Annotated in this window: 5 protein-coding genes; all 5 read left to right on the forward strand. The window is 63.5% G+C overall.

What is annotated here, in order from left to right; translation table 11 throughout:
- The first annotated feature begins 94 nt into the window (after positions 1-94).
- The 5 genes from NKH71_RS20280 (at position 95) to NKH71_RS20300 (ending at position 14310) form a co-directional block, all read left to right on the forward strand.
- Complete coding sequence (locus NKH71_RS20280) at positions 95-8665, forward strand: glycoside hydrolase family 94 protein (protein WP_352895299.1); 8571 nt, start codon at positions 95-97, stop codon at positions 8663-8665.
- 364 nt (positions 8666-9029) lie between these two features.
- Entirely contained in the window at positions 9030-10799 is a 1770-nt protein-coding gene (locus NKH71_RS20285; RefSeq protein WP_023717211.1) for a glucan ABC transporter ATP-binding protein/ permease, read from the forward strand.
- Between the two features lie 89 nt (positions 10800-10888).
- Positions 10889-11875 (forward strand): IS5 family transposase, encoded by a 987-nt coding sequence (locus NKH71_RS20290; RefSeq protein WP_023717425.1) that lies wholly within the window; start codon positions 10889-10891, stop codon positions 11873-11875.
- Between the two features lie 743 nt (positions 11876-12618).
- Positions 12619-13281 carry a glutathione S-transferase family protein gene (locus NKH71_RS20295; protein WP_352495272.1) on the forward strand — a complete coding sequence of 221 codons (663 nt, stop codon included), beginning with the start codon at positions 12619-12621 and terminating at the stop codon, positions 13279-13281.
- A 264-nt stretch (positions 13282-13545) separates the two neighbouring features.
- On the forward strand, positions 13546-14310 hold the full coding sequence (locus NKH71_RS20300; RefSeq protein WP_352895300.1) for a heme ABC transporter permease: 765 nt from the start codon (positions 13546-13548) through the stop codon (positions 14308-14310).
- The last annotated feature ends 183 nt before the right edge of the window (positions 14311-14493 follow it).

Raw genomic sequence — 14493 nt, forward strand, 5'->3', positions numbered from 1 at the left:
CAAGTGTTGCGATGCAACCAATTGCATTTGGACCGGTTTTAGGGACATTGCCGTGGCGGTGACGCCGCACTGCGTCCCCAACACGGAACCTTAGATGAATATCCAGACCAATCTCGCACAGATCGAAAAGACGAGCGCCAGCTTCCCGGCTGTCACCGACGAGCCGATACGCTCCCATTTCCTGACGGAAGATCGGCTGCGCGCGTTGGGCGCAGCCCTTGCCAATGGCGATGCCAAGGATTTGTTCGGGCTGACGCCTTTCGATTTTCAGGCGCGCATCCGCGACAGCGCCAGGAAGATTCTCGATGTCTACCGTTCCACCAACGCTGCCCAGGCGAGGGGCGAAACGATCACGCCCGCGGCACAGTGGCTGCTCGACAACAACTACCTGGTCGAGGAGACCATTTTCCAGGTCAAGCGCGACCTGCCGCGCCGCTTCTATCGCCAGTTGCCGACGCTGAAACTGTCCGACGGATCCAGCGTGCCGCGCGCGTTGGCGGTCGCATGGACCTATGTCGCGCATTCCGACAGTTCCGTCTCGTCGGCCATGTTCAAGGCGATCGTCGAAGGCTTCCAGTCCGTCGAGCCGCTGAAGATCGGCGAACTATGGGCGCTGCCGTCGCTGCTGCGCTTTGTCCTGATCGAGAATCTTCGCCGGATCGCGGTGCGCGTCAATCGCACGCGGGAGTTGCGCCAGATCGCCAACGAGGTCGCCGACCGTGTGCTGGCGACGGACGACAGCGCCGACCGGCAGACGATACTTTCCGGCTACAGCGCCCATGCGCAGGACACCACCTTCGCAACCCAGTTGCTCTACCGGCTGCGCGACGGCTCGCAAAATGCCGGCAGGGCGCTGGAATGGCTGGAGGGCGAGCTGGAAAGGACGGGCTCCGACGCCGAGGAAATCATCCTCAGCGAGCACCGCACGCTGTCCAGCGGCAATGTGACCACCGGCAACATCATCCGCGGCCTGCGCCTCATCAATGACATCGACTGGACGGTGTGGTTCGAGGGCGTCAGCCGCATCGACACTTTGCTGCGCGAGCGCACCGATTTCGCGGCGCTCGATTTCTTTTCGCGCGACCAATACCGGACTGCGATCGAGGAGCTGGCACGCCGTTCCGATCTTTCCGAATTTCGCGTTGCCGAACGGGCGATTGAACTCGCCGGCCATGCTGCCGATGCGCCGGGCTCCGAAACCGGTCCGATCGCTCACACCGACGTCGGCTTCTTTCTGGTCGGTCCGCGCCGGATGGAACTGGAGCGGTCGATCGGCTACCGGCCTACCATCGGCAAGACGATCAACCGGACGTTCCGCAAGACCGGATGGCTGGGCATCGTCGTGCCGGTGTTTGCGCTGACGGTCCTGCTTCTGGTCGTCTCCGGCAATGCGCTCGCCAATCTCGGACTGTCAGTGCCGTCGATCGTCCTGATGCTGGCCCTGTTCGCGGTGCCGGCCAGCGAAGGCGCGCTCGCATTCTTCAACACCGTCGTCTCGCTGTTTTTGAAGCCGACGCGTCTCATCGGCTATGATTTCAGGCATGGTGTACCGCCCGAGGCACGGACGCTGGTGGTGGTGCCGTCGCTGATCGGCTCGCGCGACGACGTCGAGGAGAACATCCGCAACATCGAAGTGCATCACCTCGCCAACACGGCGGGCGAGATCCATTTCGCGCTGCTTTCCGACTGGCCGGACTCGAAGACCGAGATCGATACGGCGGATGTCGAAATCCTCGAATTCGCCCGCGCCGAAATCGCCCGACTGAACGCCCGCTATCCCTCGGATGGCGCGCCGCGCTTTTATCTGCTGCATCGGCGCCGGCTCTACAACGCCTCGCAAGGCGTCTGGATGGGCTGGGAGCGCAAGCGCGGCAAGCTGCACGAATTGAACCTCTTGCTGCGCGGCGACAGCGACACCACCTTCCTGCCGTTGGAAGTGCCCTTGCCGGAGAGCGTCGTCCACGTCATGACGCTGGACGCCGACACCCGCACAACCCGCGACGCCGTCGCCGCGCTGGCCGGCAAGCTTTGCCACCCGCTCAACCGTCCGCATTTCGACGCGGCCCGGCGCGAAGTCACGGCAGGCTATTCTATCCTGCAGCCGCGCATCACCGCGTCGCTGACCAGTGGCGACGAGGCGTCGTTCTTCCAGCGTGTCTTTTCCGCCAATCGCGGGCTCGACCCGTACGTCTTTGCCGTGTCGGACCTCTACCAGGACATCTTCGGCGACGGTTCCTTCACCGGCAAGGGTCTCTACCATGTCGACGCCTTCGAGGCGGCGCTGAAGGGCCGCATCGAGGAAAACACCATCCTCAGCCACGATCTGCTCGAAGGCGCGCTGGCGCGATCGGCCTTGGTCACCGACGTCGAACTGGTCGAGGATTATCCGACCCGCTATTCGGTCGACGCATCGCGCCACCATCGCTGGGCACGCGGCGACTGGCAGCTTCTGGGCTTCATCCTCGGCCCGCGCTCAAACGTGCCGGCGCTGTCGCGTTGGAAGATGGTGGACAATCTGCGCCGCTCGGTGACGCCGATCTTCTGGGTGATGGCCGCGATCGCCGGCTGGACGCTGCTGCCATTCACGCAGGCGGCGCAATGGCAGGCGCTGCTGATCCTCACGCTGTTCATGGCGCCCACTTTCGACATCGTCAACGCCATCCTGCCGAAGAGCGGCGACCAGACGCCGCGCGGCCATTTCTCGGCATTGGCGCGCGACGTTGCCTTCGGTACCGCCTTGGTGGCGCTGAAGATCGTGCTGATGGCGCATCTTGCCTGGATGATGGGCGACGCGATCATCCGCACGCTCTACCGCCTGTTCGTCAGCCGCCAGAACCTGCTCGAATGGCGCACCGCCTCGCAGGCACACAAGGGCGGCGACAACGATCTCGGCTCCTATTACAGCATCATGTACGGCGCGGTGATCATCGGCGTCGTCGGCCTCGCTGTGCCGGTGCTGGCCGATTCCACCGGCGCCTTCGTCGCCTTCTTCTTTGCCTTGTTCTGGATCGGCTCGCCCGCCATCGCCTGCTGGATCAGCCGTTCGGCCGAAACCGAGGATCGCCTGCGCATATCGGCCGCCGATATCCACGCGCTGCGCACCGTGGCGCGGCGAACGTGGCACTATTTCGAGACCTTCGTGACGGCCGAGCATCACCATCTGCCGCCGGACAATTTCCAGGAAAGCCCGGCCCCCGTGGTGGCGCCCCGCACCTCGCCGACCAATATCGGCGTCTACCTGCTGTCCGTGATTTCGGCACGCGATTTCGGCTGGATCAGCCTCTCCGACGCCGTCAACCGCATCGACGCGACCATGTCGACCATCGAGAGCATGCCGCGCGATCGCGGCCATCTCTTCAACTGGTACGACACCACGACGTTGAAGCCGCTCTATCCGCTGTACATTTCTGCCGTCGACAGCGGCAATCTCGCCGGCCATCTGGTGGCCGTGGCCGCTGCCTGCGCCGAATGGGCGGAAGCGCCGTCGGTGCATGTGCAGGGCGACTTCGAAGGCATCCTCGACACCGTCACCATCCTCGACGAAAGCCTTGAGGAGTTGCCCGACGACCGCCGTCAATTGCGGCCCTTGCGCCAGCGGCTCGCCGACCGTCTCGACGGCATGCGGCGGGCGGTGGAATTGATCAAGGCGCAGCCGGAGATGGCGTCGATCCGCACTATCAACCTGGCCGTCCTGGCCGGCGAGATACGCAAGCTCGCGACAGCCATCCACACCGAGGCCGCATCGACCCAGAGCGACACCATCGCCGATTGGGCGGCCAGGCTCGAAGCCACCTGCGAGGCGCATGTCCACGACGCGCACAGCGACGAAAACGCCGTCGCGGCATTGCGGGCTAAGCTTCTGACCTTGCGCGAGCGCACGCGCCGTTTCGCCTTCGAGATGGATTTCTCGTTCCTGATGCGGCCCGAACGCAAGCTCTTGTCGATCGGTTACCGGGTCGAAGAGCATCAGCTCGACGAAAGCTGCTACGACCTTTTGGCCTCCGAAGCGCGGCTGACCAGCCTGTTCGCCATCGCCAAGGGCGATTTGCCGACCGAGCACTGGTTCCGGCTCGGCCGGCCGATCGTCGAGATCGGCTTCCAGGGCGCGCTGATGTCCTGGTCCGGCTCGATGTTCGAGTATCTGATGCCGCCGCTGGTGATGAAGGAGCCGCAAGGCAGCATTCTCAACCAGACCAGCAAGCTCATCATCAAGCGCCAGATCCAGTATGGCCGGTCGAAGAACGTTCCCTGGGGGATTTCGGAAGCGGCCTACAACGCCCGCGACCGCGAACTGACCTATCAGTACACCAATTTCGGCGTGCCCGGGCTCGGGCTGAAGCGCGGCCTTGGCCAAAACACGGTGATCGCGCCCTACGCGACCGTGCTGGCAGCGCAGTTCACGCCGCATGAATCCGTGCAGAACTTGGCCAGGCTGAGGCGGCTGGGCGCACTGGGCCGGCATGGCTTTTACGACGCGGTGGATTTCACGCCGCAACGCGTCCCCGAGGGTACCGACCACGCCGTCGTGCTGAACTACATGGCCCACCACTCGGGCATGTCGATCGCCGCCGTTGCCGATGCGATCTTCGAAGGGCGCCTGCGCGACCGCTTCCACAGCGATCCGGTGATCGAGTCGGCCGAATTGCTCTTGCAGGAAAGGGCGCCGCGCGACATCCCGACGGCGACCGTCAGGACCGAGGCCGACGAGCGCTCCAAGGACGAGACCGAGCTCGAGAGCCCGGATACACGCATCGTGCTCGATCCGCTCAGGGCGCTGCGCTCGACCAGTGTCATGTCCAACGGCCGCTACTCGGTCATGGCTACCGCCACTGGCTCGGGCTACAGCCGCTGGGGCGAACTTGCCGTCACGCGCTGGCAGCCGGATCCGACCGAGGACCGCCTTGGTTCCTACATTTTCCTGCGCGACGCCAGCAATGGCGACTGGTGGTCGGCCACCGCCGAGCCGAAGCGCGCCACCGACGAGCGTGTGCAGACGCTGTTTTCCGACGACAAGGCGAGCTTCGTCAAATCGATTGGGTCGCTGCGTTCGGAGGTCGAGTGCATCGTCATCTCGGAAGGCAATGGCGAGGGCCGGCGGGTAACGCTCTACAATGACGGCGCCGCCGACCGGCACATCGAAGTGACTTCGTATGCCGAACTGGTGCTGGGCTCCGAGCCCTCGGACAATGCGCATCCGGCCTTTTCGAAGATGTTCGTGGAAACCGAGATTGCACCGAACAACGGCGCGATTTTCGCCACCAGGCGCAAGCGCGAAAAGGACGAACCCGATGTCACCATGGTGCATTTCGTCACCGATCCGTCTGGATCGGCGCGTGATGCCGAGGCGGAAACCGACAGACGCTCCTTCATCGGCCGCGGCCGCACCATCACGGACGCGGCTGCCTTTGATCCCGGCGCCAAGCTTGGCGGCCATTCCGGCTTCACCCTGGATCCGATCGCCTCGCTTCGCCGGCAGGTGCGCGTGCCGGCCAACAAGAAGATTTCGCTGACGTTCTGGACCGTCGTCGGCGCCGATCGCGCCGAATTGGATGCCGCTATCGCACGGCTCGACCATCCCGAAAGCTTCTCCCGCCAGGCGATGCTCGCCTGGACGCGCTCGCAGGTGCAGACCCGTCACCTCGGCCTCAGCCTGTCCGACGCCGCCAATGTGCAGAAGCTGGCGCGCTACCTGATCTATCCCGATCCGTTCCTGCGCCTGCCCGGCGAATCCATCGCCTCCGGGCTCGGCAGGCAGTCCAGCCTGTGGCCGACCAGCATATCCGGCGATTTTCCCATTTTCCTGGTCAGGATCGCCGATGTCGCCGATCTGGAGATCGTCGCCCAGGCGCTTCGCTTCCAGGAATACATGCGCGCCCGCGGCATGATGATCGATTTTGTCGTCGTCAACGAGCAGGCTTCGTCATACGTGCAGGACTTGCAGCGCGCGGTCGAGACGCTGTGCGAAAACAGCCGGTTGCGCGGCAAGGAGCTTGGACCCCGCCAGCACATCTTCGCGGTGCGCCGCGATCTGATGGAGGAAACGACCTACAGGACTTTGCTCGCCGTCGCCCGGGTGGTGCTGCATACGCGTAACGGCACCATCTTCGACCAGATCGAGCGCGCCGAGGCCGCGGCACTGCAGGCGCGAGACGCCGCCCTCCAGCCGGCAGACCTTGCAGCGCTTCGCGAGCCGTCCTTGCCGGTGCCGACGGCGCAAGCGTTTGCCGCCCAGGCACTGGTCGAGGCCCGCGTCGACGGCAGCGGGCTCGACCAATGGAACGGTTTCGGCGGCTTCGACGGCGGCGGACGCCACTACGTCGTGCGTCTTGCCGGCCGGCGCACGACGCCGCAACCGTGGATCAACGTCATCTCCAACCCATCGTTCGGGTTCCACATATCGGCTGAAGGCGCTGCCTTCACCTGGAGCCGCAACAGCCGCGACTATCAGTTGACGCCGTGGTCGAACGATCCGGTCACCAACCGGCCGGGCGAGGGCATCTATATCTACGATCATGCCAGTGGCAAAGCGTTCTCGCCGCTGGCTGCCGTGGTGCGTGACCCGACAATGACTTACGAAACCTGGCACGGGCAGGGTTTTTCGACGTTCCGTTCAAAACGCGGGCCGCTGTCGATGGACCTGACCCATGTCGTCGATCCCGTCGATCCGGTGAAGATATCGCGGCTGCGCATCCAGAATTCGGGTTCGGCGCCGATGCGGCTACGCGTCTACGCCTATGCTGAATGGGTTCTTGGCGGCCATCGTTCGCGCACCGCGGCAAGCATCGTTCCGTCCCGGGATGCCGCGACCGGCGCTCTGCTGGCGCAAAATCCCTATGGGCTCGATTTTGGCGAACGGATCGCCTTTCTGGCCGCCGACGGTGCGGTGCATTCGGTCACCGCCGACCGCGGCGAATTCATCGGCAGGCTGGGCTCCAGCGAGTTTCCGCATGCCGTGCTGAGCGGCGCCGGCCTGTCGGGCCGTGTCGAGGCCGGCGACGATCCCTGCGCGGCCATCGCACGCGACATCGACATCGCTGCCGGTGGCGACGTCACGCTGCTCTGGCTGCTCGGCGACGCGGCCTCGCCCGAGGAGGCCAGCGCGCTGGTGCAGACCCATCGCTCCAGGGATTTCGATCAGCGGCTGGCCGACAACGAGCGCACATGGCGCGGCTTTCTTGACACCATCCAGGTCGAGACGCCGGACAAGGCACTCGACGCCATGGTCAATCACTGGCTGCCCTATCAGAGCCTGGCCTGCCGCATCCGTGCCCGCTCTGCGTTCTATCAGGCAAGCGGTGCCTTCGGCTTCCGCGATCAACTGCAGGACACCTTGGCCTTGCTGGCGCATGACCCCAAGTTGGCGCGTGACCAGATCCTCAATGCGGCGCGGCGGCAATTTCCCGAAGGCGACGTGCAGCATTGGTGGCTGCCGCGCACAGAGGCAGGCGTTCGCACCATGATCTCGGACGACGTGGTCTGGCTGGCCCACGCCACGGCGCGTTACCTGCTGGTGACGGGCGATACCGCGATCCTGAAGGAGCAATTGCCTTTCATCGAGGGGCAGGCGCTGGGCGAAGGCGAGCACGATGCTTTCTTCATCCCGGAAATCTCGAAGAAGACAGCCTCGCTCTATGACCATTGCGCGCGGGCGCTCGATCTTGCCGTCAAGCGCAGCAGCCCAGCCGGGCTGCCGCTGATCCTCGGCGGCGACTGGAACGACGGCATGAACCGCGTCGGCGAGCACGGCAAGGGCGAGAGCGTGTGGCTGGGCTGGTTCCTGCTGAAGACGCTGGGCGACTTTGCCGCTGTCGCCAAGGCGCAGAGCGATGCCAAGCGCGCGCAGGCCTGGGCAAAGCACGCCGAGATGCTGAAGCGGGCGCTGGAAAGCACCGCCTGGGATGGCGAGTGGTATCGGCGCGGCAGCTTCGACGACGGCACGCCGCTCGGCTCGCGCAAATCGGACGAGTGCAAGATCGACTCGATCGCCCAGTCCTGGAGCGTGCTTTCGGGCGAGGGCGACCCGGCGCGGTCGACGACGGCAATGGGGCAGGCGCTGAAAACGCTCGTCGACGACGAGCTCAAGATCGTCAAGCTGTTCACCCCGCCGTTCTCGAGGACGGAAAAGGACCCGGGCTACATCAAGAGCTATCCGCCGGGGGTCCGTGAAAACGGCGGCCAATACACGCACGCGGCGACATGGTTCGTCATTGCGCTCGCCGAGATGGGTCGCACCGACGATGCCTACCGTTGCCTTTCGATGCTCAATCCGGTCAACCATGCACTCGATGAAGCCGCGGCAGAGCGCTACCGGGTGGAACCCTACGTCGTCGCGGCCGACGTTTATTCCGGGCAGGACAAGGGCGGCCGCGGCGGCTGGACCTGGTATACCGGTTCGGCGGGCTGGCTTTATCGCGCGGCGGTCGAGAGCATTCTCGGCATCGAGCGTCGCGGACAGCGCATTCAATTCACGCCGAGACTTCCCAGCCATTGGGACGGTTATTCGGCGACCCTGAAGATGCTGGGCGCCGAGATCAAGGTACGCGTCGTCCGCGACAAAAAGGCTCGGGCCATCTCACTTGAAGTGAATGGCACGAAGACCAAATCTTCGTCCTTCGAGCCAAAAGCCGGAGACAACGCCGAGGTGATCGTCAGAATACCGGCCTAGATTCAAGGCCTTGGAGCGTCCCTTGCGCTTCCCCAGGGAACGCACGGGCACTCCAAGTGCCTCTACCGGTTATATTTGCGTTTGACCTTGCTGAATGCCTGCACACGACTTTAGACGTCGTGCCCGGGGTCTTGCTGATTAAAATTGTGGCAGTGCTTTCCAGCTGCCATGATTTTGCCGCAACGCTGACATTTCACCTTTTATCTCAAACTGTTAGACGATCACGGCAAATTTCGAAGCGTCGTCATCTTTTGTTCGCGGAATGGGAACGGAAGAGGTAGACGAGCATTGTTTTGCGACGCGTCAACCGATACGAGTCAAAAAATGACGCACTGCACCATAAATAATTGGCGGAGTAGCTGAAGTGTCACTTCTGCAAATCTACTGGCGAGCCCTTGGTTATCTCGCTGCCGACAGGAAACGCGTTGCGTTTATCTGCGGGGCGAATGTCGCGCTTGCCATTATCGCCATTCTCGAGCCGATCATGTTCGGCCGGGTGATCGATGCCATTTCGGACCGCGGCTCGGTATTTTCGACGCTGGCAATGTGGGCCGGCCTCGGCGCGTTCAACATCATCGCCTTCGTGCTGGTGGCGCGCGGCGCCGATCGCTTTGCCCACCAGCGGCGTAGCGAGGTTCTTTGCCAGTCGTTCGAGCGCGTGATCACCATGCCGCTTGCCTGGCATCATCAGCGCGGCACCTCCAATTCCCTGCACACGCTCCTGCGCGCGGTCGAGACCCTGTTCAGCCTCTGGCTCGAATTCATGCGGCAGCATCTGTCGACCGCGGTCGCGCTGGTTTTGCTGGTGCCGACGGCGCTCAGCATGGATATCCGCATGTCGATGGTGCTGCTGGCGCTTGGCGCACTCTATGTCGGCATCGGACGGCTGGTGATGCGGCGCACCAAGGAAGGCCAGGCGGCCGTAGAGCGGCATTACCACAAGGTGTTTGCGCATGTGACCGACTCGGTCAGCAACGTCGCCGTCCTGCAGAGCTACAACCGCATCGGCCACGAGACCGAGGCGCTCAAGCGCTACGTCAAGAACCTGCTCGACGCGCAGAACCCGGTGCTCGACTGGTGGGCGATGGCCAACGCGCTGCACCGGCTGTCCTCGACGATTTCGATGATGGTGGTGCTCTTGATTGGCGCCTATCTGGTGACGCACGGCCAGTTGCGCATCGGCGACGTCATCGCCTTTACCGGCTTTGCCACGCTGCTGATTGCCCGGCTCGACCAGATGTCGGCTTTCGCCAACCAGATTTCCGAGGCACGCGCCAAGCTCGAGGAATTCTATCATCTCGAGGACTCCGCTTCCGATGCCGCCGAGCCCGACGGGCTGCGCGACCTCGTCAACGTCACGGGTCATGTGCGTTTCGAGAATGTCTGCTTCGAGTTCGGCAATTCCGGGCAGGGCGTCGACGACGCGTCGTTCGAGGTCCAGGCCGGCCAGACCGTCGCCATCGTCGGCCCGACGGGCGCCGGCAAGACGACGCTCATCAACCTTCTGCAGCGCGTCTTCACGCCGTCCGGCGGCCGTATCCTGATCGATGGCATCGACACCCGCACGGTGACCCGCAAGTCGCTGCGCCATTCGATCGCCACCGTGTTCCAGGATGCCGGCCTGCTCAACCGCTCGATCGAGGACAACATCCGCGTCGGCCGTGCGGAGGCGACCTATGACGAGGTCCATGCCGCTGCCAACGCCGCCGCCGCGCAGGATTTCATCCTGTCGAAGAGCGAAGGCTACGACACGGTCGTCGGCGAACGCGGCGGACAGCTGTCCGGTGGCGAGCGCCAGCGCATCGCGATTGCCCGCGCCGTGCTGAAGGACGCGCCCATCCTGGTTCTCGACGAGGCGACCAGCGCGCTCGACGTCGAGACGGAAGACCGCGTCAAGGACGCCATCGACGAATTGCGGCGCGGCCGCACCACCTTCATCATCGCCCACCGCCTGACCACCGTTCGCGATGCCGATCTGGTCGTGTTCATGGACAAGGGCCGGGTGGTCGAGATGGGCGGGTTCACCGAACTGTCGCTGCGCAACGGCCGCTTCGCCAGCCTGCTGCGTGCCGGCGGCCTGCTCAACGACGAGGAGGTTCGCCGCCTCAGCCATCCGGTGAACGAAGCCGCCTGAGTGGCACGCCTTGCCTTCTCCCCTTGTGAGGCCTTTGCACAGAATCGGATTGGTGATTCTGTGGCGTGGTCGCTACGGGAGATTCGCGGATGGTTGATCGTGTGCTTGGTCAATTGAGCTTGGCGGACGGCCTTGCGGTGTCGGATGAGACGATCTTCGATCTTGTTGCGAAGGAGATCGACTGGGGTCCGATCGACGGGCTTTTGGGCGCACGCAGCGGAGCCGGGCCGGGCACGGCCAGCTATCCGGCGCCAGTGCTGATGCGCTGCCTTTTGTTGGGCGCATGGCATGGGCTGAGCGATCCAGCGCTTGAGGCACAGATCCGCGACCGGCTGTCGTTCCGCCGCTTTGCCGGCTTCAGCCTTTCGGACCGCACGCCCGACCATTCGACGCTGTGGCGCTTCCGCGAGGAACTGACGCGCGAGCGGCTGATCGACAAGGTGTTCGAGGAGATCAACCGCCAGCTTGAGGACAAGGGCCTGATCGTCAAGCGCGGCACGCTGGTCGATGCCTCGTTCCTGCAAGCTCGCGGCCGCCCGCCGAAACAGCCCAAGAAGGGCCACCAGGGCCCGGTCAAGCCATCGGCGGACAAGGATGCGCGCTGGGGCAAGAAGGGCAAGAAGAGCACCTTCGGCTACAAGATGCACATCGGCGTCGACCAGGATCATACGCTGATCCGGCGCGTCGAGGTGAGCGACGCTTCGGTCACCGACACCGAGCCGGCCGACGCACTGATCAGCGGCGATGAAAGGGCGGTCTATGGCGATCAGGCTTATTATACCCACGCCAGACATGCCCGGCTGGTCGAGGCAGGCATCAAGGACCGCCTGATGCGGCGGCCCAACAAACATCATCCCGAGTTGCCGCCGCGCCAGAAGCGGCGCAACCAGCTGATCGCCAAGGTGCGGGCGGCGGTCGAGCGACCCTTCGCCGTGTTCAAGGAGAGCTATGCCATGCGGCGCCTGCGCTTCTTCAACCTCGCCGCCAACCGAACGCAGTGCATGCTGGCGGCCTGCGCCTACAACCTGCGCCGCATGGTCAGCACCCTCCATCCGCCTGGCGAGAAGCCGGCATAAGCAGGAGTCCGTCCGTAATCGGCCGGATGAGCCGATTATCCTGAAAAATGCCGCGCTGAACGGCCAAGCAGCGCTCTCCGACGCTCAAAAAAGCATATATGCCTCAAATCGCATATCTATACGCCTTCTCTGCAAAGGCCTCCTTGTGGGAGAAGGTGGCCTCGCGAAGCGAGGTCGGATGAGGGGTGCTCCAGCTTGGCGCAAATCTTCATCCAAAATCCGGACTTCGGCGCCCGGCAGATAGGATCATTGGCGCCTCACTCCGTTCAGCACCCCTCATCCGGCTCGGCGCTACGCCCACCTTCTCCCACAGGGGAGATGGGGAGACCGCGTCACCGCCACGGCTGCAAGCTCTCATCGCGGACGTAGGCGAATTGTGTCGCAGACGGCGTCCAGATCCCGCATCTCCAGCTTGGCGCAAATCTGCATCCAAAAATGGAGATGTAGGCGCACTGCAGATCAGGATGTGAATCCGTAAATCGGGATTGACCGGAAGGGCCTCGGTCTGCGTTCAGGGCGCAAGCTCGCAAAAGCGGACAATGTAACAAGGCAGCCCCTACGCGCGGCCTCGCGGAGTTGGCCATCGCGCAGCCTCGCCGAATTGGCCATCGCGCTATCACGACCTCTGATCGGGAGCGGCGCCCAGCAATGAAATAGGTCAAGACCGATGTCGATTTCGGGGAGGCTCATTCGTCTCACGATAGGAAGCCGAAGAAATTCGCCCAGGCAAGGAAACGGATGCGATGACAATCACTATCACAGCATTTGAACGATCGCCCGATGGCGGCAAGGGACTGGCGCGCGATACGCGCGTTCGCTGGGCGCTCGAAGAAGTGGGTCAGCCTTATGAGGTTCGTCTTGTTTCCTTCGCAGGGATGAAGGCGCCTGACCATCTGGCGATCCATCCCTTCGGCCAGATCCCCACCTATGAGGAAGGTTCTCTCTCGCTGTTCGAGACCGGCTCGATCGTCTTTCATCTTGCCGAGCAGCATGCGGGCCTGCTCCCGAAGGATCGCGATGCCCGCGCACGCGCGATCACGTGGATGTTTGCCGCACTTAACACCGTCGAGCCGCCGATCCTGGAATTAACGACGGCAAGAATATTCGAAAGTGACAAGCCTTGGAGCGAGGAGCGCTTGCCGTTGGTAAAGGACCGTGTTCGCGCTCGGCTGGACAAACTCTCGGCTCACTTAGGCGTCGCCGACTGGCTCGATGATGCGTTCAGCGCGGGCGATCTATTGATGGTATCGGTGCTGCTGCGACTAAGAATGTCAGGCATTTTGGACGAATATCAAAACGTGGCTGCCTATGTTGCGCGCGGGGAAGCACGGCCCGCCTATATCCGGGCTTTCGCCTCGCAATTTGCGATCAACGCCCCATCAACCAACAGCCCACAGCAGGTTTGAAGTCTGCCGCCGAGCGTTTGACCAATCCTCGACGCTTCCAGCTTGACCGCTTTTGGCGTCAACTTCGGCGCGATCAAACACCCCGATCGGGTTGTTTACCGACTGGCGGCTTTCATATTGCGATGAGTACTGATTCAGGCTCGACATGAGCCGTCATCCGACTCGGAGCCCACGCGCCGATCCACCTTCTCCCACAAAGGGAAGAAGGAGAGACCGCCGGCGCCGTGGTTGCCGCAACTCCGCCGGCGGTCTATGTAAAGCCGCATGAGCGACACGACTTCACGCCTCTCCGGCTGGATGGACCTTGCCAACCCGACGCGGTTCGTCGGGCTGGTCGACAAGGTAGTGCCGTGGTTGGCGAGCGTGGCCGCCATCATCCTCACTGTCGGTCTCTATATGAGCTTCACGGCGCCTGAGGATTTCCAGCAAGGCATCACCGTGCGCATGATGTATATCCACGTGCCTTTCGCCTGGCTTGCCATGATGTGCTACACGCTGATGGCGATCTCGGCGTTGGGCACGCTGGTCTGGCGCCATCCGCTGGCCGACGTGGCGCTGAAATCGGCGGCGCCCATCGGTGCCGTCTTCACCGCCCTTGCGCTGATCACCGGTTCAATCTGGGGCAAGCCGATGTGGGGCACCTGGTGGGTGTGGGACGCGCGGCTGACCTCGGTCTTCATCCTGTTCCTGATGTATCTCGGCATCATCGCGCTGACCCGAGCGCTCGACGATGCCGGGCGCGCCGCCTGGGCCGCCGCCATCATCACCCTGGTCGGCTTCATCAACATTCCGATCATCAAATTTTCGGTCGACTGGTGGAACACGCTGCATCAGCCGGCTTCGGTGTTCCGGCTTGGCGGGCCGACCATCGATCCAAGCCTGTTGTGGCCCTTGCTGGTGATGGCACTCGGCTTCACCGTGCTGTTCTTCGCGCTGCATCTGATGGCAATGCGCACCGAGATCCGCCGCCGCCGTGTCATTTCGATGCGCCGCGTCGCGGCAAGGCAAGCTGAACGGCAACCCGGCTGATCTTATCCGTCGAGTTTCTTCCCACCCCCCTCTGTCCTGCCGGACATCTCCCCGCAAGGGGGGAGATCGGATGTTGCTTCTGCTTTCGCCAATTACCAACGTATCAAAGTGGGTGCGGGCGGCGGAGCTGCCAATCTCCCCCCTTGCGGGGGAGATGTCCGGCAGGACAGAGGGGGTGCTGTC

The organism is Mesorhizobium sp. M0983 (assembly GCF_040318975.1).
GTDB lineage: Bacteria > Pseudomonadota > Alphaproteobacteria > Rhizobiales > Rhizobiaceae > Mesorhizobium.